Origin of the sequence: Sphingobium aquiterrae (assembly GCF_037154135.1) — a bacterium.
GTDB lineage: Bacteria > Pseudomonadota > Alphaproteobacteria > Sphingomonadales > Sphingomonadaceae > Sphingobium > Sphingobium aquiterrae.
On the sequence record NZ_JBANFL010000020.1, the window covers coordinates 50,987 to 77,820 of the forward strand.

Here is a 26,834-nt window from a genome sequence, read left to right on the forward strand (position 1 = left end):
GCGCCCTTTTCATGGTGCTCGATGGCCGCCGTCCTACATCTTGTAGGACAGGCGGACATAACCGAACTGGCCCGGCACATCATATGTGGTCGGATCGAAATTCGGGCCGGTGCAGGAGAAACATGCCGGCGGGTCCTGATTGAAGACGTTGTTCACGCCAACCGTCAGCGTCGTCTTGTGGTCCAGCCAGGCCGGGTTCAGGATCAGCTGCACATCGCCATAGAAGCGGTTCTTCAGCTCGAAACCGGCAAAGTCACCCGTCTCCACCACGCCCTGGATGTAACGGCCGGTGAACGATGCAGTGATGTCGCCCAGCGACCAGTCGACCACCGCATTGCCCTTGAACTTGGGATAGGACTGGTCGGGGAAGCCGCGCGTCGTGCCACGATAGCTGGTCGTGTCGAAGCCCGTCGCACTGGGGAAGGTCTCCGTATATTTCAGCAGGAAGTTGCCGTTGACCGACAGGCCGAAAATGCCGACCGAGGTTTCAGGCGTGCGATAGTTGATCGCCATGTCGATGCCGCGCGTCTTGATGCTGCCGATATTCTGCAGCACGCCGTTGATGCGCGAGATATTGCCGCTCGCAACGCGGATGACCGACGAACAGCTCAAGGCATCGCCGCTCAGCGCGCAACGCGAGAGCGTGGTCTGCGGGGAGATGTTGGCGATCGCGTTGCTCACGACGATATCGTAGAAGTTCGCCTCGACGCTGAACTGGCTGGCAAAGCCGCTCTCACGTGCCCAGCGCGGGCTATAGACGCCGCCGAACAACCATGTGCGCGACGTTTCCGGCTTGAGCGCGGAGTTGCCACCCGTCAGGACGCCAAGCTGTCCACCCGTCGGCTCGTCATAGCTTCCATTTGCGGGAACGCCGTTGGCGATACAGTTGGTCCGAACCGTCGCATTGGTCTGGAACTGGCCGCCCGCAGCGCTGGTGCATGGATCGTTGATCGGCGCGTCGCTGCGCGAGGCGGCACCGAACAGCTCGCCGATGCTGGGCGCACGGAAGCCCTCCGCATAGGAACCGCGCAGCAGCAGATCCGCAAACGGCTTCCACAATATGCTGCCGGTGAGGGACGTATTGCTGCCCGAGGTCGAATAGTTGGAATGACGCACCGCGCCATCCAGATCGAGCGAGTGGAAGAACATCGTGTCCTTGAGCAGCGGCACGCGGACTTCGGCATAGACCTCATCGGAATTGTACGAACCACGCGCCGGCTGGGCCGGAATGTCGGCGCCCAGGCCCGCGACGATGATCGGATCGGGATCGAAGGTGCCGCGCTGGTAGCGATGCTCGTAACCGATGGCGAGGCCGACAGGGCCGGCCGGCAGGTCAAACAGGTCGCCGCTCAGGTTCGCGGTATAATCCTGCAGTTGCTGGGAACTCTTGTCCTTCTCGTCAAAGCCGACAAAGGCCAGCATCGCCGGAGTGACGGAACCCACGCCACCAAAGATGTTGAAGGGTACGCAATCGCCGGTGCAGCCCGAAATCGGGCCCAGCGCCTGGGCGAGCTTGGCGGCGTTGATATTGCCGGTGAACGTCTGATGCGCGTCGTTGAAGCCCAGTACAGCCGTTGCATCCCAATACCATTTGTGGCTGCCGACATCGAACGAACCGTCAAGCCCGGCCGTGAACGACATGGTGTCGACATGCTGGGTATAGGTGCGCTGGCCGGCCTCGATCAAACGGCGACGGACGGTCGAATAATTGGCGGGCAGGTTGCCCGCGCCTCCTGCCGACAACGTATAGCCAAAGGGGTTATAGGGGTTGGTCGCATCGATCGAAATCGTGTCGAGCAGGTTGCCGTTGCCGGCATCCGGGCCAACGAACAGCGGCAGAAACGCGGCCTGATTCTGCGAATTGCGGCGGTTGTACACGGCCTTGACGCGCAGGTTGACGTTGTCCGACAATTCCTGCTTCGCGCTGATGAAGGCACCGTAACGCTCGGACGGCGTCAGGAAATAGTTGTACGGCGAGAAGTTGAAGCGGTCCGCCGTCGTCAACTCCTTGAAGTCGCTGTTGGGGCCGGTCGGATTCAGCGGATCATAGCGGGGACGGCCCGTCAGGACCGGCGATTTCACGGTCAGCACCGGGCCGGTGCCAAGATCGATAAAACCATTCAGCGTGGCGCTGCTGCAACCGCCCACAGGATCGGTGCAGCTCGTCTGGCCGGGATTCGGGAACTGCGAAATGGCGCGATCGCTCGTCCGCACGGCGTTCTGCTTCACATAGCTGCCGCCGATGACGACGCTTGTGGTCGGTCCCTTGAAGCCATAGCTCAGACTATAGTCCTGCGTATGGCCGTCGCCCGCCCGGAAGGTGCCGAACTGCGCCGATGCCTGCAGGCCCTTCTGCGTCTCCTTGGTGATGATGTTGACGACGCCTGCCAGCGCGTCCGAACCATAAAGCGGCGATTGCCCGGACTGCAGCACTTCGATCCGCTCGATCATGTTCGCGGGGATCGTGTTGATGTCGACGGTCGAGGGAATGCCGCTGCCCGACGTGCCATTCACATAACGCACGCCATCGACGAGCACGAGCGTCCGCTTGGCGCCGAGATAGCGCAGGTCGATTTCAGCCGAACCCGCGCCAACGCCGCCGCCATCGGGGGGATTGCCGATGTTGCCGCTGTTGTTGACCTTGCTGTTGAGGCCGCCGCTGGCGCTGGGCAGCCGCTGCAGCACGTCGGCGACCGATGAAAGGCCGGTGCGTGCAAGCGCTGTCTGATCCACCGTCACGACGGGCGAACTCTGGTTCAGCGGGTCCTGCCGGATGCGCGATCCCGTGACGATAATCGCTTCACTGCCTTCCGTGTCCGCCACCTGGGGAGTGCCGGCGGCATCCTGCTGCGCATGGGCGATACCCATGGATGTAATGAGCAATGTGGGAAGAACCGCGCCGCAGCGCAGCAACGACTTTACAGTCATGATGAACCCCTATGTAATATTGTGGCAAAATGTTGCACTTCTGTTTCAATCCTGACAATCGTCATTCCGGTGACGGCCCGGCCTGCCGGTCGCAATTGCCGAGCCATGTTGCTGCAACGCAACAGCATGGCGGCGCATATCGGTGTCGGGCGGGTCCGTGATGCCAATCATTGCCGCGCGATCGATTGCCCGGAAACAGGCCACCCAAAGGAAAAGGGCCGCCCCAACGGGACGGCCCTTCCATCATTCGCCGACCGGTTTCGGCGGTCGGTAAGGTCAGCTCAGATCAGGCCGGCTGGTCGGCGCGGCTCACGCCTTCGCCGTCCAGGTTCTTCGCGACGAAGTCCCAGTCGATGGCGTTCTTCAGAACCGCGTCGGCATAGCTGGGGCGCAGGTTGCGATAGTCGATATAATAGGCATGCTCCCACACATCGAGGATCAGCAGCGGCGTCGCGCCATGGGCGACGGGGGTGTCGGCGTCATGATAGGACGTCACTTCCAGCTTGCCGTCCTTCAGGTTCAGCGCGGCCCAGCCGCTGGCGAAATGGCCGACGGCCTCCGCCTTCAGCTTCTCGATCAGGCCGTCGACCGAACCGAAACCCTCGTTGATCAGCTCAAGCAGCGTGCCGGTCGGTTCTTTTTTCTCCGGCGAGAGGCCCAGCCAGTAGAAGCTGTGGTTCCAGATCTGGCCGACCTGGTTGAACAGGCCGCCCTTCGCGGTCTTGATCAGCTCGACCAGCGACTTGCCCTGCAGGGCGGGGTCGGCGGCGACCAGCTCATTGGCCTTCACGACATAGGCATTGTGATGCTTGCCATGATGGAAGTCGAAGGTTTCGGCAGACAGGATCTCGCCGAACGCGTCCTTGGGATAGGGCAAGGGGGGAAGAACAAAAGCCATGGGAATCTCCTCGGGACTGGAAACGAATGTCCACCCCGCCAACGCAGCGGGACGGACATGGTTCACCGCGACGGGTAATCGTTACGCCCGCTGACTTTTTCAAGCCAATTCTGGTTGCAGGCAGAAAAGCTCATCCATCTATTTGCGCGGGCGCGAGCAGGCCATGTTTCTTGAGGCAATGGCGAAGCTGGTCGTAGCTGAGCCCCAGCCCCTTCGCCGTCGCCCGCTGATTATGGCGATAGCGGGCGAGCGCCGCCTTCAGGATGCTGCTTTCATGCAGGTCCATCGCGGCGCGCAGATCGGCGACATCATGATAGGCGAAGGCGGGCGCAGGCGTGGGCACAGGGGCCGCATCCCTTGACCCCGCAGGCGGTGGCGCGGCAGGCGCGCGGCCCATGAGCGGCTGCGGCCGCCAGGGCGAATCGAAGGGGTCGAAGGCCACCCGGTCGATCGGCCGCGTCGGCTCATCCCAGCGATAGACGGCGCGCTCCACGACATTGCGCAATTCGCGCACATTGCCCGGCCAGCGATAGCCCTCCATCTCCGCCATGGCGGGCGCGGCAAAGCCCGGCCATTGCACCCAGTGCAGCTCCGCCGCCATCCGCCGCCCGAAATGGTCGGCCAGCACCCGCACATCCCCTTCCCGCGCGCGCAAGGGCGGCAGGGTGATGACCTCGAAACTCAGCCGGTCGAGCAGGTCGGGGCGGAAACGCCCGGCGTCCGCCGCGGCGGGCAGATCGTCATTGGTCGCCGCGACGATGCGCACGTCCACCGTCACCGGGCGGGAGGCGCCGATGCGCGTCACCTCGCCATATTCGATCACGCGCAGCAACCGCTCCTGCGCCGCCATGGAGAGCGTGCCCAGCTCGTCCAGAAACAGCGTGCCGCCATCGGCATCCTCGAACCGGCCGGCGCGCGCCCGGGTGGCGCCGGTGAACGCGCCCGCCTCATGCCCGAACAGTTCCGCCTCGATCAGCGTTTCGGGGAGCGCGGCGCAGTTCATCACGATCAGCGGCTCGCTCCAGCGCGGGCTCAGGTGATGCAGGCGCTCGGCAATCAGTTCCTTGCCCGTCCCACGCTCGCCGATGACCAGGATGGGGCGGTTAAGTTCAGCCGCACGCCCGGCCTGCTCGACCGCGTCGAGAAAGGCGAAGGACTGGCCGACGAACTGCGTATTTTTCTCCATACGCCAAATCATGGGAAATTTCCCCAATACTTGGCAAGTAAAATATGCCAACCCGCGTACCAAAGCCGGCAAAAATCCCTGAAATCCGCCATTTTTCAAAATTGGCACGGCCCATGCAATTCTCTGGGCAACCGCCGAAAGGGCGGACGACATGAAGGCCAAGGTTCAGGGAGTTCAGGAAAATGTTCGACACCAAAGAGATCGGCAAAAGCCTCTCGATCGCCATCATCGCGGCGCTGTTCGGATCGACGATGATCCTTGCCGCCGTCGGCCCCGCCCGGGCCAGCGAGACGATCGCAGCGGCCGCCTGCCTGCAACACGCCCCCGCGACCGTCCGCTATCTGGCGTAAACGGTCGATACCCGCCGGGGCGGGCACAAGCCCCCCTCTCGCCCGCCCCGGCACCCCAAGACAAGACCAGGAGTGAGTTTCACATGGGCATTTTCTCCCGCACGCGCGACATCATCGCCGCCAACGTCACCGACCTGCTCGACCGGGCCGAAGACCCCGCCAAGATGATCCGCATGATCATCAACGAAATGGAAGAGACGCTGGTGGAGGTCCGCGCGTCCGCCGCCCGCACCATCGCCGACCAGAAGGAAATGCGCCGCCATATCGCCAAGCTGGAATCGCTGCAGGTCAGCTGGACCGAAAAGGCGCAGCTGGCGCTGAGCAAGGACCGCGAGGACCTGGCCAAGGCCGCGCTGGTCGAAAAGCAGAAGGCCACCGACATGGCCGAACAGCTCAATCACGAGATCGCCGTGCTGGACGATGCGCTGCACGCCTCCGAGGAGGATATCGCCAAGCTGCAGGCCAAGCTGCGCGAAGCCCGTGCCCGCCAGAACTCTCTGGTCACGCGCATGGAAAGCGCGCAGAATCGCCTGCGGGTGCGCGAAGCCTATGCCGGCGAGAAGGTGAACGACGCCTTCGCCCGCTTCGACATGCTGGAGCGCCGCGTGGACATGGCCGAGGGCCGCGCCGATGCGATGAACCTGGGCGGACAGCCCAAGACGCTTGAGGAAGAGATTGCCGAGTTGAAGTCCAACGACAAGGTCGAGGCGGAGCTTGCCGCACTGAAGGCCGCGCAGAACAAGGGAGCCTGATGCCATGGAAGACATCTTCGTCCCCATTGCCGTGGTCGGCATGCTCTTCATCGGCATGCCCTGGCTGATCTTCCACTATATCACCAAATGGAAGCAGTCCCCCAAGATCACGGACGAGGATGAGCGGTTGCTGGACGAACTCCACCTGCTCGCCCGCCGCCTTGAGGAAAGGCTGATGACCGTCGAGCGGATCGTCGCCGCCGACAACCCCGATTTCCGTCCGTCGCGGCCCACGCCCAGCGACGACGACTACAACTTCGACCGGAGGAACTGAGATGAGCGCCCGCCGCACCAAATTCTACCTCGACAAGCAGAATGCCAAGTGGTTGGGCGTGTGCTCCGGCATCGCCGACTATACCGGGATCGACGTGATCTGGGTTCGCGTCGGCGCCGTGCTGGTCACGCTGATGGGGGCCTTCCCCTGGACGCTGATCGCCTATTTCATCGCCGCCTGGATGGCCGACAACAAGCCTTATGGACTCTACGCCGACCGGGACGACCAGAAATTCTGGCAGGGCGTGCGCTCCAACCCGGCGCGCTCCACCCGCGATGTCCGCTCCAAGTTCCGCGACATCGACCGTCGCCTCGCCGATATCGAGACCTTCTACACCAGCCGCAACACGCGCCTGGCCGACGAGATCGACAGCCTGCGCTGAGCGCGGCCGAGCAACAGGGAAACAGCAGCATGTTTCAGGGACCAGGCTTCGTCATCGCCATCATCGCGATCTCGACCGCGGGCTGGATGTTCACCACCTGGGTCCGTGCGCGCCACGGCTATCCCGTGGAAAATGAATGGAAAGGCACCGTTGGTCGAAGCGATCCCGACGCTGATCGAAAAATCGCTCTGCTGACCAATGAAAACGAGAAGCTGACGGGTCGGATCGGCAGGCTGGAAGAACGCATCGCCGTGCTGGAACGGATCGCCACCGATCCCGCCACCAGCACCGCCCGCGCCATCGACGCGCTGCGCTGAACCGACGCAAGGGAGATAACGTCATGGGCCATATCGCAAGCTGGATCTGGATACTCATCCCCCTCGCCGCCATCGGCGTGAAGGGTTTCAGAAGCTGGCTCAGCCTGAAGGAACGCCAGCTTGAAATGCAATCGCGCGAGACCGCCGAGAAGACCGCCCAATATGCGGCCCATACCGAGCGGCTGGAACAGCGGATGCGGGTGCTGGAACGGATCGTGACGGACAAGGGCATGGACCTGTCCGACGAGATCGAGAAGCTGCGCGACACGCCGCTCAACTGAGCCGCCCGCGCCGAAGAAGAGATACGCCGAACGCGGAAACACGCCGAAGGCAAAGAGACAGGGAGTGAATGCCGATGAACCCGTTTGAAATGGTCGTTGCGATCGTCGCCATCACCGCCATCGCCAGCGTCATCCGCGCCAAATATGGCGTCGTGCGCCACGGCAAGGGCGAGACGCTGGTCAATCGCGCGCCCGATCCGGAGGCGGTCCGCCTGCGCGAGGACGTGAGGGCGCTGAAAGACCGCGTGGCGGTGCTGGAACGCCTGGCGACCGACAGTTCGACCGCGCTGGAGCGCGAATTCGAGAAACTCAAGAGCGCCGACTGACAGGCGCTCCCGAAATTGGACAAGGAAGGGACAGGCATATGCAGGACCCGACACTCTACATCACCATGGCGGCCACCGCGCTGGCGGGCATCGCCATATTGGCCTTTGCCACATTGCGCGGCTGGAACGGCTGGCTGGACCTGAAGCACGCGGAGATGCTGCGTTATGGCAACCACAGCGACCAGGGCGGCACGCCGTCGGCCGCCGCCCGGATCGAGGTGGCCGACCTCAAGGAACGCATCCGCAAGCTGGAAGCCATCGCCGCGGGCGTGGACCTCTGATATCCGGCGCGGCGGGCGAGGTGCGATAAAGCGCCTTTTCCGCCGCGCAACAGGCCCTATATGGCGGGCATGACCGATCAGCCCGCCACCCCCGCCGGACCCAGCCTTGCCGACATCGGCGAGGAATATGAATTTCTGGATGCCGACGACCGCTACCGCCTCCTCATCGATCTCGGCCGGGCGCTGGAGCCCATGCCCGATCCGCTGAAGACGGACGCGACGCTGGTACGGGGCTGTTCGGCCGCCGTCTGGGTCTACCCCACCACCCTGCCCGACGGCCGCCTGCATTTCCTGGCGGACAGCAACGCCGCCATCACCAAGGGCATCATCGCGCTGGTGCTGCTGACGGTGCAGGACAAGGCACCGGCACAGATCGCCGCGACCGACATCGCCGCGGCGCTGGCCCCCTTCGACCTCAGGAACCAGCTCAGTTCCAACCGCACCCAGGGCATCCCCAACATGATCGCCTTGATCCGGGACACCGCCGCGCGTTACGGGTGAGCGAGGCGCGGCCGACCGCCCATCACAACGCCCCGGCGATGATCCGGTCCGGGCCAAAGCCGCGCCCGAACCATGGGTGCGGATCGCCCCACAGTGCAGGGGAAAGCACGCATCAGGTGAGCAGCTGAGCGACATCCAGGCGCCGGAAATCGCGCGTCACGGGCCTGCGCGCGCCGATTGGCGTTCGCCCCCGCCTTCCGGCCGGGCGTCCTGCGATCAGGGCTTCTCGGTCGGCGCCACATTGGGCGTCGGCGTCACTTCCTTGGCGGAGAGCACGGTCGGCGGAGCGCCTTTGGCGATGGCGGCGTCCAGCTTGGCGACCTGCGGGCATTCGCCCTTGCACACATCCCTGGCGCGGGCCAGATTTTCCTTGGCCTTGGCGATCGCGCCCTTTTCCACCATCGCCTGCCCCTGGCCGGTGATGGCGGCCAGATCCTGCGGATCGAGCAGCAGCGCCTCGCGGTAGAGGCCGATGGCCTTGCCCTGCAGTCCCTCCGCCCGCGCCACCTGCGCGGCGGCGATATAGGCGGTGCGATTGCGCGGATCGATGGCGAGCGCGGTTTCGAAGGCGTCGGTCGCCGCGGTCAGGTTGCCGGCGCGCTGCGCCTCTTCGCCATGGGCGACCCATTCCATCGAGCGCGGATCGATCTGCGAATCCGGCTTTTGCGTCACGCCCGCGCTTGACGAGATGGCCAGCGCGACAGCCAGGGCGATGGACGCAGGGGTAAAACGCATGATCGTCTCCAGAACCGAATATCGAGGATTTTCGCTGTTTATCGGCGCTTTGTCCATCGGTCAGTTTGCCTGAACCGGCGCTGAAAGCACAGCGAAGAAGAAGCCGTCCGTTCCGTCATGGGACGGGGTCAACAGCGTGCCATGGCCCCATGGCCTGCCGAAAGCAGCATGTCCGCCCTCTCCGCCGCCTGATGCCATCGCGCTCCACCCCCGATGCCGAGCCAGAAATGCCGCGACCTGATCGCGCCCTTCGCGGTCGGTCAACGCACATACGGCATAGACGAGCCGGCCGCCCGGCGCCACCAGCGGCGCGGCGAAATCCAGGATTCGCGCCTGTTCCGCGACCAGCCGGTCCAGCCGCGCGGGGGTGAGGCGCCAGCGCCCCTCCGGGTTGCGCCGCCATGTGCCGGTGCCCGAACAGGGCGCATCGACCAGCGCCACATCGGCCACGCCATGCAGCGGCGCCAGCGCCGTCGCCTCGCGCCCCTGATCCAACAGCAGCGTTTCGATGCCCTTCGCGCCGGAGCGCTCGGCCCGTGGCGCGAGCCGCGCGATCCGGTCCCGCACGGCATCGGCCGCGATCAGCCGCCCCTGCCCGCCCATGGCCGCCGCCAGCGCCAGCGTCTTGCCGCCGGCGCCCGCGCACATGTCGATCACCGTCATCCCCGGCGCGACCGCGCAGGCGTTGGAAATGATCTGGCTGCCGGCGTCCTGCACCTCCACCAGCCCGTCGGTCCATGCCGCCGATTGTTCGATGGGCGTGCCTTCGGGCAGGCGCAGCGCATCGGGCAGGCCGGCAATGGGTTCCGCCTCGGGCAGGGATGCGCGCACCGCCGCCATGCCAGCGCGCAAGCGGTTGACCCGCAGGTCGAGCGGCGCGCGGCCCAGCAGCGCATCCTGCTCCACCAGCGCGGCCAGCAGCGGCGCGATCCAGCCGGGCACTGCGGACGCGCCCGCGCCAACCTCGGTTGAGGCCATCGGCACCGGCCCATGCGCCGATCCATCGAACAGCTCGGCGATCTCCACCCGTTCGCGCGCAAGGCCAAGCATCGCCGCGCGGCCGCTTTCGGGGCGCTCGCCCGCCCGCCGGATCGCATCATAGACAAGGTCGCGCACCGCCCGCCGGTCCTTCGACCCGGCATAGCGGCGCGCCTTGAAATAGCGGGCGATCTGCACATCGGCGGCGGCACCGCCGTCACGCGCGGCGATGACGATCGCGTCCAGCAGGTCGATCGCCGCCTGCACGCGCGCAGCGGGCGTCATCGGCCGGGGCCCTCGCTCAACGGAGAGAGGATGGAGACATCACCGCGTCGGATAATTGGGGGCTTCCCGCGTGATCGTGACGTCATGCACATGGCTTTCCGACAGGCCCGCATTGGTGATCTGGACGAAGCGGGCGCGCTTGCGCAGTTCCTCCAGCGTGCTGCTGCCGGTATAGCCCATCGCCGCCTTCACACCGCCGACCAGCTGGTGGATCACATCCTTGGCCGGGCCCTTGAACGGCACCTGGCCTTCGATGCCCTCGGGCACCAGCTTCATCTGGTCCTTGATGTCCTGCTGGAAATAGCGGTCGGCAGAGCCGCGCGCCATGGCGCCCACGCTGCCCATGCCGCGATAGCTCTTATAGGCGCGGCCCTGATACAGGAAGGTCTCGCCCGGCGCCTCTTCGGTGCCCGCCAGCAGCGATCCCACCATGACGCAGCTCGCGCCGGCAGCCAGCGCCTTCGCCACGTCGCCGCTGGTGCGCAGGCCGCCATCGGCGATCACCGGCACGCCGGACTTGAACGCTTCCTCCGCCGCATCCATCACCGCGGTCAGCTGCGGCACGCCCACGCCCGCGACGACGCGCGTGGTGCAGATGGAGCCAGGGCCGATGCCCACCTTCACGCAATCCGCGCCCGCGTCGATCAGCGCGCGGGTCGCCTCGGCGGTCGCGACATTGCCGGCGACCACCTGAACCTTGTTCGACAGCTTCTTCACCGCTTCCACGGCTGCGGAGACCATCTTCGAATGGCCATGCGCGGTGTCGATGACGATCAGGTCGCATTCGGCGTCGATCAGCGCCTGGGTGCGCTCCAGCCCCTTCTCGCCCACGGTAGTCGCGGCGGCGACGCGCAGGCGGCCGGTCTCGTCCTTGGTCGCGCGCGGATAGGTGACGGCCTTTTCCATGTCCTTCACGGTGATCAGGCCGACGCAGCGATAGCCGTCATCCACCACCAGCAGCTTCTCGATCCGGCGCTGGTGGAGCAGGCGCATCGCCTCTTCCTGGCCGACACCGGCCTTCACCGTGGCGAGATTGTCCTTCGTCATCAGCTCGCTGACCGGCTGGGCCGGGTTTTCGGCAAAGCGCGTGTCGCGATTGGTGAGGATGCCGACCAGCTTGCCGCTCTCCTCCACCACGGGAATGCCGCTGATCCGGTGGCGTGCCATCAGCGTCTGCGCGTCGGCCAGGCTGGCGCGCGGGCTGATGGTGATGGGGTTCACCACCATGCCGCTTTCGAAGCGCTTGACGGCACGGACGGCGGCGGCCTGTTCCTTGATCGACAGGTTCCGATGCAGCACGCCGATGCCGCCCAGCTGCGCCATCACGATGGCCATGTCGGCCTCCGTCACCGTATCCATGGCGGAGGAGAGGACGGGGATGTTGAGCTTGATGCTGCGGGTCAGGAATGTGGAGGTATCGGCCTGACTTGGCAACACATCGGACTCTGCCGGCTGGAGCAGAACGTCGTCAAATGTGAGCCCGAGGCGGATGTCCATGGAATAAGCCACTTTCTGGTGTGCAGTCGAATCGTGGCGGCCCATGTAACCATTATACGGCCAAAGGGCTAGGCCGGGTTGTGCGATTGCAGCACTTCCGGGACGATCGCCCCATGTCCGCGCCATTCATACGCTGACACTCGGCCTAAAGATATCACATCATCATATTGAAATAGATAAATTATATTCCAAACCATCTCACCCCGCGACATTCGCCTCGGCCCGCGCGAGCAGTTCGCGTGCCTCGGCCACGTGCATCGCCTCGATCATCGTGCCGCCGAAGCGCTCCGCCCCGCTGGTCGCCGCCGCGACCAGCCGCCGCGCATCCTCTATCGCCTGCGTGTCCGGGCCGAAAATGCCGTTGGCAATCTCCACCTGATTGGGGTGGATCAGCGTCTTGCCGTCAAAGCCCAGCGCATGGCCCGCACGGCACTCCGCCTCCAGCCCCCCGGCATCCTCCAGCCGGTTATAGACGCCGTCGAACACCGCCTTGCCCGATGCGCGGGCCGCCAGCACCACGGACTGGAGCGCGACCGTCAGCCCGCTGCGGTCGGCGCTCGATGGAATGCGCAGATCGCGCCGCAGGTCGTTATTGCCCATGAACAGCGCCGCCGTCGCGGTCTCCGCCGCAATGGCCTGCGCCGCGAAGACGCCCATGGCGCTTTCGATCATCGCGATCACCGGCTTCTGGCAGACGCTGTAGACATCATGCACCTGCCGCACCGTCTCCACCTTCGGCAGCACGACGAAATCGGCCGCGCTGTGCTTTACCGCCACCATCTCCGCCCCATGCCAGGGCGTGCCCGCCACATTGATGCGGATGCCGACCAGCCGATCGCCGAAACCCTGCGCGCTCGCCGCCACGGCAGCCGCCCGCGCCTCTTCCTTGCGCTCGTCCGGCACGGCATCCTCAAGGTCCAGGATCACCATGTCGCAGGGCAACCCCCGCACCTTCTCGATCGCGCGGGCATTGGAGGCGGGCAGGAACAGCAGCGAACGGGCATGGCGCAGCAGCATCGGGCATCCTTCATGGCTAATGCGAACAGACTTCCCCCCTCCCCTATTTGCCGTCATAGTCAAGCACCTATCGGGGAGGGACGATCATCATGGGCGTTACAGCCGCATTTCTTATCGCATTGCTGGTGTTCATCTATCTGGCCGCCAGCATCAAGGTCGTCCGCCAGGGCTATCAATATACGATCGAGCGCTTCGGCCGGTTCACCGAGGTGGCGCGACCGGGCCTCAATTTCTACCCCGCCTTCTTCTACGCCGTCGGCCGCAAGATCAACATGATGGAACAGGTCGTTGATATTCCGGGGCAGGAAATCATCACCAAGGACAACGCCATGGTCTCCGTGGACGGCGTCGTCTTCTTCCAGGTGCTGGACGCCGCCAAGGCCGCCTATGAGGTGTCGGAACTCTATGTGGCGATCATGCAGCTGGCGACCACCAATCTGCGCACCGTCATGGGATCGATGGACCTGGACGAGACGCTTTCCAAGCGCGACGAGATCAACGCCCGGCTGCTCTCCGTGGTCGATCACGCCACGAACGCCTGGGGCATCAAGATCACCCGCGTCGAGCTGAAGGACATCCGCCCGCCCGCCGACATCGTCAACGCCATGGGCCGGCAGATGAAGGCCGAGCGGGAGAAGCGCGCCAACATCCTTGAATCCGAAGGGCTGCGCGCATCGGAAATCCTGCGGGCGGAAGGCGAAAAGGCCGCGCAGATCCTGCAGGCCGAGGGCCGCCGCGAGGCCGCCTTCCGCGACGCCGAAGCGCGTGAGCGCGAAGCGGAGGCCGAAGCCAAGGCCACCCAGATGGTCTCCGACGCGATCTCCGCCGGCAACCCGCAGGCGCTCAATTATTTCATCGCACAGAAATATGTGGAGGCGGTGGGCCAGTTCGCGACCTCGCCCAATGCCAAGACCATCCTGTTCCCGGTCGAGGCAACGCAGCTGATCGGCACGCTGGGCGGCATCGGCGCGCTGGCGAAGGAAGCGCTGGGCGATGGCGGCACGCCGCCGGCCACGCCTCCCGCGCCGCCGCGCGCCGGCCCCTTCGGCCCAAGGGCGGTGTGATGGACTGGATCGACGCGCTCCATCTGGAGGATCATTGGTGGTGGCTGATCTTCGCGGTGCTGCTGGGCATTGGCGAGATCGTGATACCGGGCGTGTTCCTCATCTGGATCGCCATCGCCGCCGCGATCACCGGTGTCGCCACCCTGCTGACCGGCCTGCCGCTCTTCGCGCAGTTCATCCTGTTCGCAGCGCTGTGCCTTGTCGCGGCATGGGCGGGCCGGCGCTGGTACACCGCCAATCCGGTCGCCTCCGCCGATCCCCTGCTCAATGACCGCGCCGCCCGCCTCATCGGCGACACGGTGCTGGTCGTCGAAGCCATAGAGGGCGGCGAAGGCCGGGTGAAGGTGGGCGACAGCGTATGGACCGCGCGCGGGCCGGACACCAAGGCCGGCAAGCGCGTGCGGATCATCGGCGTACAGGGCGCGGTGCTGAATGTGGAGCATGTGCAGGGCTGAGGCGCACCAGAGCCGATTGCATCGGCTCGGCTGCTTCAGGCTTTTATTTTTCCGCGTTTTCCTAAGGCAGCAGATGATTCCATCCGCTTAAAAAACACTCCAGGACAGAGGGCCCGCTCCGGTAAAACGGCCATCTCCCCATCCGTCATGCCGGACTTGATCCGGCATCCATTTGTCGCATCAGTCGTGCACTCATGCTGCGTTCGTGCCCATGGATGCCGGATCAAGTCCGGCATGACGATATGGGAGGAAGATAACGAAGGCGCCTCTTCGAAACGCCCCCCTCCAATCAGCCGACGCCAATCAACCGACGAAGGCGCGCTCGATCACATAGTCGCCCGGCGCCGCGTTGGAGCCTTCGGTGAAGCCCAGGCCGTCGAAGCGCTCGCTCAGGTCCTTGATCATCGCCATGCTGCCGCACATCATGATGCGGTCGGTCTCGGGGTCGAAATGCTTGGGGCCGATCAGGCGGCCGCCGAACAGCTCGCCGGTCTCGATCAGCTTGTCGATGCGGCCGGTGGTGCGGAAGGGTTCGCGCGTCACGGTCGGCAGATAGTCGAACTGCAGCAGCGCTTCGTCCTGCACCAGCGGATCGCCGGCCAGCTGGCTTTCCAGCAGTTCACGGAAGGCCAGCTCGCTCACGGTGCGCACCGAATGCACGAGTACGATCTGCTTGAAGCGCTCATAGGTGTCGGGATCGCGCACGATGCTGAGGAAGGGCGCAAGGCCGGTGCCGGTCGACAGCAGGAACAGCCGGCTGCCGGGCAGCAGCGCGTCGGACACCAGCGTGCCGGTGGGCTTGCGGCCCAGGAACAGCTGGTCGCCCGGCTGGATCTTCTGCAGGCGCGAGGTCAGCGGGCCGTCGGGCACCTTGATCGACAGGAATTCCAGCTCCTCCTCATAGGATGGGCTGGCGATGGAATAGGCGCGCAGCAGCGGGCGGCCATCGCCCGGCAGGCCGATCATCACGAACTCGCCGGAGCGGAAGCGGAAGCTGGCCGGGCGCGTGATCTTGAAGCTGAACAGATGTTCGCTCCAATGATGGACCGAATTGACCGTCTCAACGGTTAGCGAGGCAGAGGGGGCAAGCATGCCGGCTTCCTGTATACGGTCACTCATTCACTGTCATCCACCGGAATTACGAACCGCACATTTCGGCATCATGCCGATCTTGTGCAGTCCATGGCCGGAGCGACGATGTGCGATGCCCGACCCGATTGTCCAAAACGCCTTCACCCGACAGACCCGCCATAGGGCGCAGCACCATCGTCGGCGGTTTGCCGCATATCGCCAAGCTGCCCGGATTTCAATGCCGGGCGCCCTGCCCACAGGACAAGAAGCCTTGCCCAGGGCCAAGGAAAACTTGACCGGGCCCCGATAGCCATGTTGCGAACCCATCGCAACAAGAGATTTCAGCGGATGTTTGGAAGGCAATGCGCCCGCCGGGGCCGACCGCCAATCCGTCCGGGCCGGGGCCGGAGACGCGCGCCGTCCGCTCATGACAAAAGGGCGATTCCTGCGCCGGAACACAGGACATCGCCCTTCGCAAGGCCCCTGGGGGCCGATCGCCATCAGCCGTTCGGGGTCAGCCGAACAGGCCCTTGGCGATGCTGCCCAGTTCATTGAGCGGATTGCCGTCGCCATCCTTGTCCATGAAGCCGCCGAGCGACGCCATGATCGTATCCAGCCCGCCGAACTGGCCCATCAGTTCCTGCAGCTTGTCCGCCGACACGCCATGTTCGGCCGCGGTGGATGCCAGCGCGGAAATATCGGTATTGCCGCCGGAAATCTTCGCGCCGATCTCGGCCATCAGCGCCTGCATCTGCTCGGGCTGCAGGCCGACCTTGTCGGCCACGGCCTGAAGACCGCCAAGATTACCCAATATTCCATCAAACATGCTCATCGCGTCTTCTCCCGCCAATCGAACCCCAGATATCATCCATCGCGCCGCAGATGAAATGAAAAGGGGCCGGACAGTCCCCTGCCCGGCCCTTTTTTCATGTCATCGAAGGCCGGATCGGCCGCCCGGATCAGGCAGCCGTCAGCGCCGCCTCGCGAACCGATGCGTCCACATGATCCTCGAACTGGGCGAAATTCTCGACGAACTGCTTGACCAGCCTGATCGCCGTTTCGTCATAATCCTCGCCGCTGGCCCAGGTCTGGCGCGGATCGAGGATCTTCGAGTCGACGCCCGGCACCGCCACCGGCACTTCGAACCCGAAATTGGGATCGGTGCGGAATTCGGCGCTGTTCAGGCTGCCGTCGAGCGCCGCGTTCAGCAATGCACGCGTGACCTTGATCGGCATGCGGCTGCCGATGCCGTATTTGCCGCCGGTCCAGCCGGTGTTGACCAGCCAGCAGGTGACGCCGCCCTTGGCGATCCGCTCCTTGAGCAGATTGCCGTAGACCGAAGGGTGACGCGGCATGAACGGCGCGCCGAAGCAGGTGGAGAAGGTCGCCGTCGGCTCCGTCACGCCGATCTCGGTGCCCGCGACGCGCGCGGTATAGCCGGACAGGAAGTGATACATCGCCTGCTCGGGCGTCAGCCGCGAAATCGGCGGCAGCACGCCATAGGCGTCGGCGGTGAGGAAGATGATGTTCTGCGGCACCGGCCCGAGATTGTCCTTCGACGCATTGGGGATGAAGTCGATCGGATAGGAGCCGCGGCTGTTCTCCGCCAGGCTGCTGTCGTTGAAATCCAGTTCGCGCGTCTCGGGGTCGATGACCACATTTTCCAGCACCGTGCCGAAGCGCTTGGAGGTCGCGAAGATCTCCGGCTCGGCCTCGGGCGAGAGGTTGATCATCTTGGCGTAGCAGCCGCCCTCGAAGTTGAAGACGGCGGTGTCCGACCAGCCATGCTCGTCGTCGCCGATCAGCGTGCGGCTGGCATCGGCCGACAGCGTCGTCTTGCCCGTGCCGGACAGGCCGAAGAACACCGCCGTATCGCCATTGGGGCCGATATTGGCCGAACAGTGCATGGGCATCACGCCCTTCACCGGCAGCAGATAGTTGAGGATGCCGAAGACGGACTTCTTCATCTCGCCGGCATAGCGGGTGCCGCCGATCAGGATCAGCTTCTCGGTGAAGTTGACGGCGATGACGGTCTCCGTGCGGCAACCGTGGCGGGCCGGATCGGCCTGGAAGGTCGGCAGGTCGATGATCGTATATTCCGGCGCAAAATCGGCCAGCGCCGTTTCTTCCGGGCGGACCAGCAGCGTGCGGACGAACAGATTGTGCCAGGCCAGCTCGTTGATCACGCGCACATTGACGCGATGCTCGGCCTGCGAGCCGCCGTAAAGATCGGCGACGTACAGCGTATCCTTCTCGCCCAGCGCCTTGAAGAAATCCTCCTTCAGCACGGCGAAATGCTCGGGCGTCATCGGCACGTTGGTCGTGCCCCACCAGACGGTATTCTCCGTCTCGGCATCCCTGACGATGAACTTGTCCTTGGCGGAGCGGCCGGTGTGCTTGCCGGTGGCAACCACCAGCGGGCCGTCCTTGGCCAATATGCCCTCGCCATTGGCGAGCGCCGCCTCGACCAGGGGCGCGGTGCCCAGATTCCAGAGCTGGGTCGCCGTCGTCTTGATACCCTGATCGGCAAGGGTTATAGAGGATTTCGCCTGCACGCGCATCTCCCTGAGTTGAAAACCAACAGTGTCCGGCGCGGCCCATGTCGCAGCTTTTGATGCGCGCTTCTGGGTCGCCGCTTTCGCTACTGACGAAAATTCGCATATCCTGTTGGCGGGATGCCGTCAAATGAGCCGGTCCGATACGGCGCGGACTTCCCATGGCGGGACAACGCGTTACGCCTTGCGCGCCCCCACGGCGCGCCATGATGCCCGGCAATGCGCGCGGACGCGCCCGCCCGGCCCGCCGCATCGGCCAGACGGAACGGGCGCTGCCCCATGCGGCTTGCGGCCATCCCCGCCATGGTCTAGTCGGGGGACAGCAGGGAAGCGAAGCGCGAAGGCGCATCCTTGAGGAGCCGGAACGAAATCCCATGACCGCAACCATCGCCCTGGTGGACGATGACAGGAATATCCTGACCTCCGTATCGATCGCGCTGCAGGCGGAGGGTTTCGTCACGCGCATCTATTCGGACCCCGAAGCGGCGCTGAAGGCGCTGCTGGAAAATCCTGCCGATCTGGCCGTGCTCGACATCAAGATGCCGAAGATGGACGGCATAGAATTGCTGCGACGCGTGCGGGAAAAAAGCCAGATGCCCGTCATCTTCCTCACGTCGAAGGACGATGAGCTGGATGAGGCGCTGGGCCTCGCCATGGGGGCGGACGATTATATCGCCAAGCCCTTTTCCCAGCGGCTGCTGATCGCGCGCATCCGCGCCATCCTGCGCCGCGCCGAATTCGCCCGCGCCACCAGCACGCCCAGCGAGCCGGCCGCCGAGCCCATCGTCCGCGGCCGGCTGGAAATGGACCCGGCGCGCCACAAGGTGACGTGGAAGGGCAAGGACGTGACCTTGACCGTCACCGAATTCCTGATCCTGGAAACCCTGGCGCAGCGCCCCGGCGTGGTGAAGAACCGCAACCAGCTGATGGATGCCGCCTATCAGGACGACGTCTATGTCGATGACCGCACGATAGACAGCCATATCAAGCGCCTGCGCCGCAAGTTCCGCGACGTGGATGGAGATTTCAACGCGATCGACACCCTCTATGGCGCCGGATACCGTTTCTCTGAGGAATGATCCCAGCGCCTTGCCGCTCCGCTGGTCGGGCAGGCTGTCGCTGACACCGCGCATCCTCGCGGTGAACATCTTTGCGCTCGCGCTCCTAGCCGGCGGCTTCTTCTATCTGGACAGCTATCGCACGCGGATCGTCGATTCCCGGCTGGAACAGGCCACGAGCGAGCTGCGCCTGCTGGCCGTGGCGCTGGACGGCGCCGGGCCGCAGCAGCAAAACGCCCTGCTGCTCCGCTTCGCGCGCCAGACCGACAGTCGTATCCGCCGCTACGACGCCCATGGACGGCTGATGGTGGACAGCTTCGCCCTGGGCGGCCCGCGCTACGACCTGCGCGACCCCGCCGACGAACCCTGGCAACGCCATGTCGCCCGTTTCCTCGACAAGGTCGTGGACCATATCGTCTTTGCGGATCGGCCGCCCGATTTCATCGAGCCGCCAAGGGATCTGGCATCAGCCTGGCCGGAAATCGTCGCCGCCGACAAGACCGGGCGCGATCAGGCCGTGTACCGCTTCGCGCCGGATCGCACGCCGGTCATCTCGGCGGCGGCGGCCATGCGGGACGGCACCGTGCTGTTCTCGACCGAAAATGCCCGCGACATCACCCGCATCGTCCGCGCGGAGCGGCTGCGCCTGGGCTTCGTGCTGGGCGCGGCGATCATGGCATCCGTGCTGCTCTCCCTGTTCCTGGCGCGCACCATCGTCCAGCCCTTGCGCCGGTTGGCGCGGGCGGCGGTGCGCGTGCGCCTTGGCCGCGCGCGTGAGGTGACGGTGCCGCGCCTGCCGGAGCGGCGCGACGAGATCGGCCTGCTCGCCCGCGCGCTCTCCGACATGAGCCATGCGCTGCGCCAGCGGATCGACGCGACCGATGCCTTTGCCGCCGATGTCAGCCACGAGCTGAAGAACCCCATCGCCTCGCTGCGTTCCGCGCTCGATGGCCTGGGCACCGTCACCCAGCCGGAATTGCAGGCGCAGCTTCTCGCCATCGCCAAGGATGATGTGCGGCGGCTGGATCGCCTCGTCACCGATATCGCCGAAGCCTCGCGCATCGACGCCCAGCTGTCCCGCACCCGCTTCGTGCCGCTCGACCTGGGCCTGCTGATCGACGGCCTGATCACCGCGCGGGAAGCGCGCGGGGTGGAGCGCGGCGTGCGGCTGGCCTTCGCCCGCCCCCGCCGCGACGTGGCCGTGGTGATGGGCGAGGAACAGCGCCTGCTGCGCGTCATCGAAAACCTGCTGAACAACGCGATCTCCTTCTCCCCCGACAACGGCCTTGTCCGCATCGACGCGACCGTGGCGGATGGCGAGGTGCTGGTCAGCGTCGAGGATGAAGGGCCGGGCGTTCCCGAAAATGAGCGCGAGACGGTGTTCCGCCGCTTCCACAGCGTGCGCCCGGAAGGCGAGCAGTTCGGCAAGCATAGCGGCCTTGGCCTCGCCATCGCGCGCAGCATCGTGGAAGGGCATCAGGGCCGCGTCTCCATCGGCGACCGCGACGACAAGCAGAGCGGCGCCAAGTTCATCGTCCATCTGCCGCTCGCCGTCACCAGCGATCCGGGCATGGCCGGGGATTAGGGCGCCGGGCCGGCTGGCCCATCAAAGAAGAGAATCGAGAGCGCCTTAATCCCGACGCATGTAGATCACCGGATAGGGACGGCCGGAATCGTCGGTCGCCGACCAGTCATTCCCCACGAAACCCAGCCGCTCATAGAAGCCGACGGCCTGCACATTCTGTTCGTTGACGTCCACGGTCAGATAATCGTGCAGGGCCGCGACATGCGCGATCAGCGCCTTGCCGATCCCCCGCCCCCGCACCGCCGGATCGATGAACAGCGCATCGACATGGCTTTCGTCCATGACGAGGAAGCCCAGCGGCCGGTCGTCCTCGTCCACGGCGATCAGCGCGGGCACCTCGGGCAGGAATCCGATCACGATCCCCTCGATCTCGTGGAAATCCTCGGGCGCCAGGAAATCATGCGTGGCCCGCACCGCCTCGCGCCAGATGTCCAGCGTGCGCGGAAAATCATCGGGGCGGGAGGGACGGATGCGGATCATGGGCGGCTTCTCACGCGCTGCCATGCCCGTGTCAACGCGGGGCATCGCCGCCCGCCCGAAACAGCGCATCGATTCCCCTTCAAAGACCTCGCCCCTTCCTCTACACCAAGGGCAATGGTCGCCCTTTCATCCGAAACGCTGCACGCCTCCACCGTCTCCATCGGCGGCCGGGCGGTGATGCTCTGTGGCCCCAGCGGCGCCGGCAAGTCCGACCTCGCCCTGCGCTTGGTCGATCGCGGCGCAAGGCTGGTGAGCGACGATTATACCGTCGCCCGCCGGGTGGAAGGCACGCTGCTTGCCGCGCCGCCGGCCACCATCGCGGGCAAGATCGAGATACGCGGCATCGGCATCGTGCCCATGGACCATGTGACGGACGTGCCCGTGGCGTTGATCGTCGACCTGTCCGACATCGTCGACCGCATCCCCATGGAGGCGGTGACGCGGGACGTTGCCGGCGTGAAGGTGCCCGTCATCCGCCTGTTCGCGAAGGAGCCCTCCGCGCCGGTAAAAGTCGAGATCGCCCTGCGGCAATGGGCGAACGGAGGGGCATGACCGCCATGTCGCCGCGTCCGTCCAAGCGAATCCTGCTCGTTTCCGGCCTGTCGGGCGCGGGCAAGACGACCGCGCTCAAGACGCTGGAGGACATGGGCTGGGAAGTGGTCGACAACCTGCCGCTGCTGCTGCTCGACCGTCTGCTGGACACCCCCCTGCCCGCCGGTCAGGATGCGGAGGACCGGCCGCTCGCGTTGGGCATCGACACGCGTACGCGCGGGTTCGACGCCGCCGCCATCGTGCAGCGGATGAAGCTGCTGCGCGAACGCCATGGCCATGACGTGGAGACGCTGTTCCTGGAATGCTCCGGCTCGGAACTGGAGCGCCGCTATTCCGAAACCCGCCGCCGCCATCCGCTCGCCGCCGACCGCCCGGCAAGCGACGGCATCGCCCGCGAGCGCGAGCTGACCGAGCCGCTGCGCCGCTGGTCCACCCATGTCGTAGACACCACCAGCTTCACCAGCAACGCCCTGCAGCAGGAGATCCGCACCCGCTTCAGCCTGGAGGGGATTTCGGCGCCGGTGCTCACCATCCTCTCCTTCGGCTTTTCGCGCGGGCTGCCGCGCAATGCCGATCTGGTGTTCGACATGCGCTTCCTGCGCAATCCGCATTGGGAAACGGCGCTGCGACCGCATACGGGCCTGGACCCGGATGTTGCCGCCTATATCGCCGCAGACCCCGCCTATGAGGTTGCCGTCGGCCAGATCGAACAATTGCTGACGACGTTGCTACCCCGTTATCATGGCGAGGGAAAAGCCTATGTTACCGTGGCTTTTGGCTGCACCGGCGGGCGCCACAGGTCCGTCCATGTGGCAGAGCGCATCGCGGCGACCTTGCGTCGCGAAGGATTTTCGCCCACGGTCTCGCACCGCAACATGGAATCGGCGCCGCACGAAGCGCTGGAAAGACAGAATTCAGGGGGCCCGAAAGCAACGCAATGATAGAAATGGGCGATATATTGCGATGATCGGGCTTGTACTGGTGACGCACGGGCGTCTGGCCGTGGAGTTTGTAACGGCCATGGAACATGTGGTTGGCCCTCAACAGGCCATCGAAACCATCTGTATCGGTCCGGATGACGATATGGAGCTGCGCCGCGCGGATATCGCCGCGGCGGTGGAGCGCGTGAACAGCGGCCAGGGCGTGATCCTGTTGACCGACCTGTTCGGCGGCACCCCTTCCAATCTTGCCATTTCCCTGCTGAAGGCGGGCGAGATCGAGGTGATCGCGGGCATCAACCTGCCCATGCTGATCCGCCTGGAAAGCGCGCGTAAGTCGATGGACGTGCGCAAGGCGGTTGCCGCCGCGCGCGAGGCCGGGCAGAAATATATCAGTGTCGCGTCCGAACTCCTGGGTAGTGCTTCATGACGGAACTGCGCAAGGAAGTGTTGATTACCAACCGCCGTGGCCTCCATGCCCGGGCAAGTGCAAAATTCGTAACGCTCGCCAGCGGCCTCCCCGCCCAGATCACCGTCGCCAAGGACGGATCGGAAGTCACCGGCACCTCCATCATGGGCCTGATGATGCTGGGCGCGGCCATGGGCGACAGCATCGTGATCGCTGCCACCGGCCCGGATGCCGCGGACGCGCTGGGCAAGCTGGTGACATTGGTCGAAGACAAGTTCGGAGAGGAATGAGGTTTGGCCGGAGGGCTCATTCTCCTGCCATCTTTCTCCAACCGTCATGCTGAACTTGTTTCAGCATCCATCCTTCCCCACCCGCGACCGTGCCGAAGGCGGATAGATCCTGAAACGCGTTCAGGATGACCAATTGTGGGTAATTCGGCGTCACAGCGCCGCTTGCCCCGCCAGCCCGCGCCGCGTAAGCGATTCCCCTTCACAACGCCCCGGGGACCACCATCTTGCAACGCGAAATCACCGGTTTTTCCAATCCGCTGGTCAAGCGCGTCCGCTCGCTCCGCGAAAAGAAGCATCGCAAGCAGGAGGGGCTGTTCCTGGCCGAGGGGCTGCGTATCCTCACCGAGGCGCGCGACGAGGGCGTGCTGCCCGAAATGCTCTTCCATGCCGGCACCACCCATCCGCTGGCGCTGGACCTGATCGCGGAGATGGAGGCAGCGGGCGGCGAGGTGATCGTCACCACCCCGGACATTCTCTCGAAAATCTCCGGCAAGGATAATCCGCAGGCCGTGGTCGGCGTCTATCGCGACCGGCTGACCCCGCTCGACGCGCTTGATCGCAACAAGGCCGACATCTGGATCGTCGCGCAATCGCTGCGCGATCCCGGCAATCTGGGCACCATCCTGCGCACCGGCGACGCCGTGGGCGCGGGCGGGCTCATATTGGTCGACGATTGCGTCGATCCCTTTTCGGTCGAATCCGTCCGCGCCAGCATGGGCGCGCTGTTCACCCAGAGCATCACTACCGCCCGCTGGGACGAGTTTCTCGCCTGGCTGCGCGCGGGGTCGGGGCAACTGATCGGCACCAGCCTGCATACCGACACCGATTACCAGGCGCCGCGCTATGAAAGCCCCGCTTTCCTGCTGGTCGGCAACGAGGCGCAGGGCCTGCCGCGCGACTATGAAAAACAGTGCGACCTGCTGGTGAAGATGCCGATGATGGGTCGCGCGGACAGCCTGAACGCGGCGGTGGCGACCGCCGTCATGGCCTATGAACTGCTGAACCAGAAAAGAATGAGGACCTGAGGACATGAGCGGGGGGAATGTGACGGGGCCGGATGCCTCGGGATTGGGCGAAATGCGCCGGCACAAGCGCGTGCTGGCCGCCAGCCTGATCGGCACGGCGGTGGAATTCTACGATTTCTATATCTACGCCACCGCCGCCAGCCTGATCTTCGGCCCGCTCTTCTTCGCGCCGATCCCGCCATCGGGCCAGCTTCTCGCTTCCTATGCCAGCCTGGCGCTCGCCTTTCTGGGGCGGCCGCTGGGGGCGATGATCTTCGGCCATTATGGCGACCGGATCGGCCGCAAATCCACGCTGGTCGTCTCGCTGATGATGATGGGCGGATCGACCGTCGCCATCGGCTTCCTGCCCGCTTATGCGACCATCGGCTGGTGGGCGCCCGCGATCCTGTGCGTGCTGCGTTTCGGCCAGGGCTTCGGCCTTGGCGGCGAATGGGGTGGCGCGGCGTTGCTGGCGGTGGAAAATGCCCCGCCGGGCTGGCGCGCACGCTTCGGCATGTTCCCCCAGCTTGGCGCGCCTGTGGGCTTCATCGCGGCCAATGGCATGTTCCTGTTGCTGGGCGCGGTGATGACCGAGGAACAGTTCATGGCATGGGGATGGCGCCTGCCCTTCGTCGCCAGTTCCATCCTGGTGTTCCTGGGCCTGTGGGTACGGCTGAAGCTCACCGAAACGCCGGAATTCGCCGCGGCCATGGAAGAAGCGCCACCGCCCAGGCTGCCGCTGGCGGACCTGCTGCGCAATCATCTGTCGGCCGCCATCGGTGGCACCTTCGCGGTCGTCGCCTGCTTTGCGATCTTCTACATCACCACGGCCTTTGCGCTCGGCTATGGCACTGCGACGCTCAAGATCCCGCGTGAGAGCTTTCTGGGCATCCAGCTGGGCGCGATCCTGTTCATGGCGCTAGGCATCGTCCTGGCGGGCTGGTGGGCGGACAAGGCGAGCCCGCGTTTCGTGCTGATCGCCGGCTGCCTCTTCACCATCCCTATGGGCGCCGTCTTCGGGCTGGCGATGGGCAGCGGGTCGCTGGCCGCGATCTTCGCCATCCTCGCCCTCGCCCTGCTCATCATGGGCTTCGTCTATGGTCCGCTCGGCGCCTTCCTGCCCGCGCTGTTCCCCACGCAGCTGCGTTATACGGGCGCGTCCTTCGCCTTCAACCTGGGCGGTATATTGGGCGGCGCGATGGCGCCCATCGTCGCGCAGCAGCTGGTCGAGCGGCGAGGCATCGGGCTGGTCGGCCTCTATATGAGCATCGCGGCGGCGATCAGCCTGATCGGCCTGTGGCGGCGCGACCATGCCCCCGCCCCGGCGCTCGTCCCCGAGAGCCGGTGATGATCGCCGCATGACCCGCAGCCTCTCGATCACGGGCGAGGATTTCCCGCTTGCCACGCCCTTCCGCATCTCGCGCGGGGTGAAGACGGTGGCGGAGGTCGTGACCGTCAGCATCGCGCAAGGCGGGTATGTCGGGCGGGGCGAAGGCGTCCCCTACCCCCGCTATGGCGAGTCGGTGACAGGCGCGATCGATGAGGTCGAGGCCGCGCGGGCGGCGCTGGAGGCGGGCGCCTCCCGCACGGACCTACTGACCCTCATGGAACCGGGCGCGGCGCGCAACGCCGTCGATTGCGCGCTCTGGGATCTGGAGGCGAAGCTGGCCGGCCGATCCGTGACCGAACTGCTCGGCCGGCCATCGCTCGTGCCCACCGCCACCGCGATGACCGTGGGCCTCGACACGCCGGATGCCATGGGCCGCGCCGCCGCTGCGCTCGCCCATGTGCCGCTCATCAAGGTGAAGGTCGACCGCAGCGATCCCGCCGCGCAGATCAGGGCCGTGCGCGCCGCCGCGCCCGCGCCCCGGATGATCGTGGACCCCAATGAAAGCTGGACCATGGCGGAGGTCGGCGGCCTGCAATCGCTGCTGGCCGAGTTGAACATCGACCTGCTGGAACAGCCCTTGCCCGCCGATGAGGACGACGGCCTGCGCGGCTTCACCCCGCTGGTGCCGATCGCGGCGGACGAATCGGCGCATGTCGCGGGCGATGTCGCCGCGCTCGCCGACCGCTATCAGGTGATCAACATCAAGCTGGACAAGACCGGCGGCCTCACCGCCGCGCTGGCGCTGGCCGATGCTGCGCAGGCCCATGGCCTGACCCTGATGACCGGCTGCATGATCTGCTCGTCCCTCTCCATCGCGCCGGCGCTGATCGTCGCGCAGCGTTGCGCCTTTGTCGATCTGGACGGGCCGCTCTGGCTCTCGGCGGACCGCGAGGGTGGGGTGCGCGGCATCGACGGCATATTGACACCGCCCACGCCCGGCTTCTGGGGCTGACAAAAGGTCCACTGGACCGGGAACGACCGCCGCGCTAGGAACG

General features: G+C 65.4%; 31 protein-coding genes. 20 read left to right on the forward strand and 11 right to left on the reverse strand.

What is annotated here, in order from left to right; all coding sequences use genetic code 11:
- Positions 1–33: 33 nt before the first annotated feature.
- The 3 genes from WFP78_RS18965 to pspF form a co-directional block, all read right to left on the reverse strand.
- Complete coding sequence (locus tag WFP78_RS18965) at positions 34–2,928, reverse strand: TonB-dependent receptor plug domain-containing protein (protein ID WP_336965813.1); 2,895 nt, start codon at positions 2,926–2,928, stop codon at positions 34–36.
- A gap of 286 nt (positions 2,929–3,214) precedes the next feature.
- The gene (locus WFP78_RS18970; protein WP_336965814.1) at positions 3,215–3,826 is read right to left on the reverse strand and encodes a superoxide dismutase; all 612 of its coding nucleotides are present in this window, start codon (positions 3,824–3,826) and stop codon (positions 3,215–3,217) included.
- 130 nt (positions 3,827–3,956) lie between these two features.
- Positions 3,957–5,012 carry a phage shock protein operon transcriptional activator gene (gene pspF, locus WFP78_RS18975; RefSeq protein ID WP_336965816.1) on the reverse strand — a complete coding sequence of 352 codons (1,056 nt, stop codon included), beginning with the start codon at positions 5,010–5,012 and terminating at the stop codon, positions 3,957–3,959.
- A gap of 182 nt (positions 5,013–5,194) precedes the next feature.
- Here pspF and WFP78_RS18980 point away from each other — a divergent pair, with 182 nt between their 5' ends.
- From WFP78_RS18980 to WFP78_RS19020, 9 genes are all read left to right on the forward strand, one after another.
- A complete protein-coding gene (locus tag WFP78_RS18980) occupies positions 5,195–5,362 on the forward strand; it encodes a hypothetical protein (protein WP_336965818.1) in 168 nt (55 codons plus the stop codon).
- A gap of 83 nt (positions 5,363–5,445) precedes the next feature.
- Positions 5,446–6,114 carry a phage shock protein PspA gene (pspA, locus tag WFP78_RS18985; RefSeq protein WP_336965820.1) on the forward strand — a complete coding sequence of 223 codons (669 nt, stop codon included), beginning with the start codon at positions 5,446–5,448 and terminating at the stop codon, positions 6,112–6,114.
- 4 nt (positions 6,115–6,118) lie between these two features.
- The gene (gene pspB / locus WFP78_RS18990) at positions 6,119–6,388 is read left to right on the forward strand and encodes an envelope stress response membrane protein PspB (RefSeq protein WP_336965821.1); all 270 of its coding nucleotides are present in this window, start codon (positions 6,119–6,121) and stop codon (positions 6,386–6,388) included.
- Position 6,389: 1 nt separating this feature from the next.
- Positions 6,390–6,770, forward strand: a complete 381-nt coding sequence (pspC, locus tag WFP78_RS18995) for an envelope stress response membrane protein PspC (protein WP_336965822.1) — start codon at positions 6,390–6,392, stop codon at positions 6,768–6,770.
- Between the two features lie 29 nt (positions 6,771–6,799).
- Positions 6,800–7,087: a hypothetical protein gene (locus tag WFP78_RS19000; RefSeq protein WP_336965823.1), complete on the forward strand. Its 288-nt coding sequence runs from the start codon at positions 6,800–6,802 to the stop codon at positions 7,085–7,087.
- Between the two features lie 23 nt (positions 7,088–7,110).
- Positions 7,111–7,368, forward strand: coding sequence for a hypothetical protein (locus WFP78_RS19005; RefSeq protein ID WP_336965824.1), 258 nt, complete (start codon positions 7,111–7,113; stop codon positions 7,366–7,368).
- A 74-nt stretch (positions 7,369–7,442) separates the two neighbouring features.
- A complete protein-coding gene (locus WFP78_RS19010) occupies positions 7,443–7,694 on the forward strand; it encodes a hypothetical protein (protein WP_336965826.1) in 252 nt (83 codons plus the stop codon).
- Positions 7,695–7,732: 38 nt separating this feature from the next.
- Complete coding sequence (locus WFP78_RS19015) at positions 7,733–7,975, forward strand: hypothetical protein (RefSeq protein ID WP_336965828.1); 243 nt, start codon at positions 7,733–7,735, stop codon at positions 7,973–7,975.
- 60 nt (positions 7,976–8,035) lie between these two features.
- The gene (locus tag WFP78_RS19020; RefSeq protein ID WP_336965830.1) at positions 8,036–8,476 is read left to right on the forward strand and encodes a SufE family protein; all 441 of its coding nucleotides are present in this window, start codon (positions 8,036–8,038) and stop codon (positions 8,474–8,476) included.
- 216 nt (positions 8,477–8,692) lie between these two features.
- Here the strand turns inward: WFP78_RS19020 and WFP78_RS19025 are convergent, their stop codons facing one another.
- From WFP78_RS19025 to WFP78_RS19040, 4 genes are all read right to left on the reverse strand, one after another.
- Positions 8,693–9,211, reverse strand: coding sequence for a hypothetical protein (locus tag WFP78_RS19025; RefSeq protein WP_336965832.1), 519 nt, complete (start codon positions 9,209–9,211; stop codon positions 8,693–8,695).
- Positions 9,212–9,271: 60 nt separating this feature from the next.
- Positions 9,272–10,474 carry an RsmB/NOP family class I SAM-dependent RNA methyltransferase gene (locus tag WFP78_RS19030; RefSeq protein ID WP_336965834.1) on the reverse strand — a complete coding sequence of 401 codons (1,203 nt, stop codon included), beginning with the start codon at positions 10,472–10,474 and terminating at the stop codon, positions 9,272–9,274.
- A 39-nt stretch (positions 10,475–10,513) separates the two neighbouring features.
- Positions 10,514–11,971 (reverse strand): IMP dehydrogenase, encoded by a 1,458-nt coding sequence (guaB, locus tag WFP78_RS19035; protein ID WP_336965835.1) that lies wholly within the window; start codon positions 11,969–11,971, stop codon positions 10,514–10,516.
- Positions 11,972–12,169: 198 nt separating this feature from the next.
- Complete coding sequence (locus tag WFP78_RS19040; protein WP_336965837.1) at positions 12,170–12,988, reverse strand: HpcH/HpaI aldolase/citrate lyase family protein; 819 nt, start codon at positions 12,986–12,988, stop codon at positions 12,170–12,172.
- Positions 12,989–13,077: 89 nt separating this feature from the next.
- Between WFP78_RS19040 and WFP78_RS19045 the strand changes: the two genes are divergently transcribed.
- Together WFP78_RS19045 and WFP78_RS19050 are read left to right on the forward strand one after the other, a co-directional pair.
- Complete coding sequence (locus tag WFP78_RS19045; protein WP_336965839.1) at positions 13,078–14,052, forward strand: SPFH domain-containing protein; 975 nt, start codon at positions 13,078–13,080, stop codon at positions 14,050–14,052.
- On the forward strand, positions 14,052–14,507 hold the full coding sequence (locus tag WFP78_RS19050; protein WP_336965841.1) for an NfeD family protein: 456 nt from the start codon (positions 14,052–14,054) through the stop codon (positions 14,505–14,507). The genes WFP78_RS19045 and WFP78_RS19050 overlap by 1 nt, the downstream gene beginning before the upstream one ends.
- A gap of 303 nt (positions 14,508–14,810) precedes the next feature.
- Here WFP78_RS19050 and WFP78_RS19055 read toward each other — a convergent pair whose 3' ends face one another.
- The 3 genes from WFP78_RS19055 to WFP78_RS19065 form a co-directional block, all read right to left on the reverse strand.
- Positions 14,811–15,626 (reverse strand): ferredoxin--NADP reductase, encoded by an 816-nt coding sequence (locus WFP78_RS19055; RefSeq protein WP_336965842.1) that lies wholly within the window; start codon positions 15,624–15,626, stop codon positions 14,811–14,813.
- A gap of 466 nt (positions 15,627–16,092) precedes the next feature.
- Entirely contained in the window at positions 16,093–16,410 is a 318-nt protein-coding gene (locus WFP78_RS19060) for a hypothetical protein (protein ID WP_336965843.1), read from the reverse strand.
- A gap of 127 nt (positions 16,411–16,537) precedes the next feature.
- The gene (locus WFP78_RS19065; protein WP_336965844.1) at positions 16,538–18,133 is read right to left on the reverse strand and encodes a phosphoenolpyruvate carboxykinase; all 1,596 of its coding nucleotides are present in this window, start codon (positions 18,131–18,133) and stop codon (positions 16,538–16,540) included.
- Positions 18,134–18,507: 374 nt separating this feature from the next.
- Between WFP78_RS19065 and WFP78_RS19070 the strand changes: the two genes are divergently transcribed.
- Both WFP78_RS19070 and WFP78_RS19075 read left to right on the forward strand, forming a co-directional pair.
- Entirely contained in the window at positions 18,508–19,212 is a 705-nt protein-coding gene (locus tag WFP78_RS19070) for a response regulator transcription factor (RefSeq protein ID WP_336965845.1), read from the forward strand.
- Entirely contained in the window at positions 19,181–20,776 is a 1,596-nt protein-coding gene (locus WFP78_RS19075) for a sensor histidine kinase (protein WP_336965846.1), read from the forward strand. Before WFP78_RS19070 ends, WFP78_RS19075 begins: the two co-directional genes overlap by 32 nt.
- A 45-nt stretch (positions 20,777–20,821) precedes the next feature.
- On the opposite strand, the gene WFP78_RS19080 is transcribed toward WFP78_RS19075, so the two are convergent.
- Positions 20,822–21,301 carry an acetyltransferase gene (locus tag WFP78_RS19080; RefSeq protein ID WP_336965847.1) on the reverse strand — a complete coding sequence of 160 codons (480 nt, stop codon included), beginning with the start codon at positions 21,299–21,301 and terminating at the stop codon, positions 20,822–20,824.
- A 69-nt stretch (positions 21,302–21,370) separates the two neighbouring features.
- Here WFP78_RS19080 and WFP78_RS19085 point away from each other — a divergent pair, with 69 nt between their 5' ends.
- From WFP78_RS19085 to dgcA, 7 genes are all read left to right on the forward strand, one after another.
- A complete protein-coding gene (locus tag WFP78_RS19085; RefSeq protein WP_336965848.1) occupies positions 21,371–21,808 on the forward strand; it encodes an HPr kinase/phosphorylase in 438 nt (145 codons plus the stop codon).
- The gene (rapZ, locus tag WFP78_RS19090) at positions 21,805–22,749 is read left to right on the forward strand and encodes an RNase adapter RapZ (protein ID WP_336965849.1); all 945 of its coding nucleotides are present in this window, start codon (positions 21,805–21,807) and stop codon (positions 22,747–22,749) included. The genes WFP78_RS19085 and rapZ overlap by 4 nt, the downstream gene beginning before the upstream one ends.
- A 22-nt stretch (positions 22,750–22,771) precedes the next feature.
- Positions 22,772–23,176 (forward strand): PTS sugar transporter subunit IIA, encoded by a 405-nt coding sequence (locus WFP78_RS19095; protein WP_336965850.1) that lies wholly within the window; start codon positions 22,772–22,774, stop codon positions 23,174–23,176.
- On the forward strand, positions 23,173–23,445 hold the full coding sequence (locus WFP78_RS19100; protein ID WP_336965851.1) for an HPr family phosphocarrier protein: 273 nt from the start codon (positions 23,173–23,175) through the stop codon (positions 23,443–23,445). Before WFP78_RS19095 ends, WFP78_RS19100 begins: the two co-directional genes overlap by 4 nt.
- Positions 23,446–23,669: 224 nt before the next feature.
- Entirely contained in the window at positions 23,670–24,470 is an 801-nt protein-coding gene (locus tag WFP78_RS19105; RefSeq protein WP_336965852.1) for a TrmH family RNA methyltransferase, read from the forward strand.
- A 4-nt stretch (positions 24,471–24,474) separates the two neighbouring features.
- Positions 24,475–25,797 (forward strand): MFS transporter, encoded by a 1,323-nt coding sequence (locus tag WFP78_RS19110; protein ID WP_336965854.1) that lies wholly within the window; start codon positions 24,475–24,477, stop codon positions 25,795–25,797.
- A gap of 10 nt (positions 25,798–25,807) precedes the next feature.
- Entirely contained in the window at positions 25,808–26,791 is a 984-nt protein-coding gene (dgcA, locus tag WFP78_RS19115) for an N-acetyl-D-Glu racemase DgcA (protein WP_336965856.1), read from the forward strand.
- Positions 26,792–26,834 lie beyond the last annotated feature (43 nt).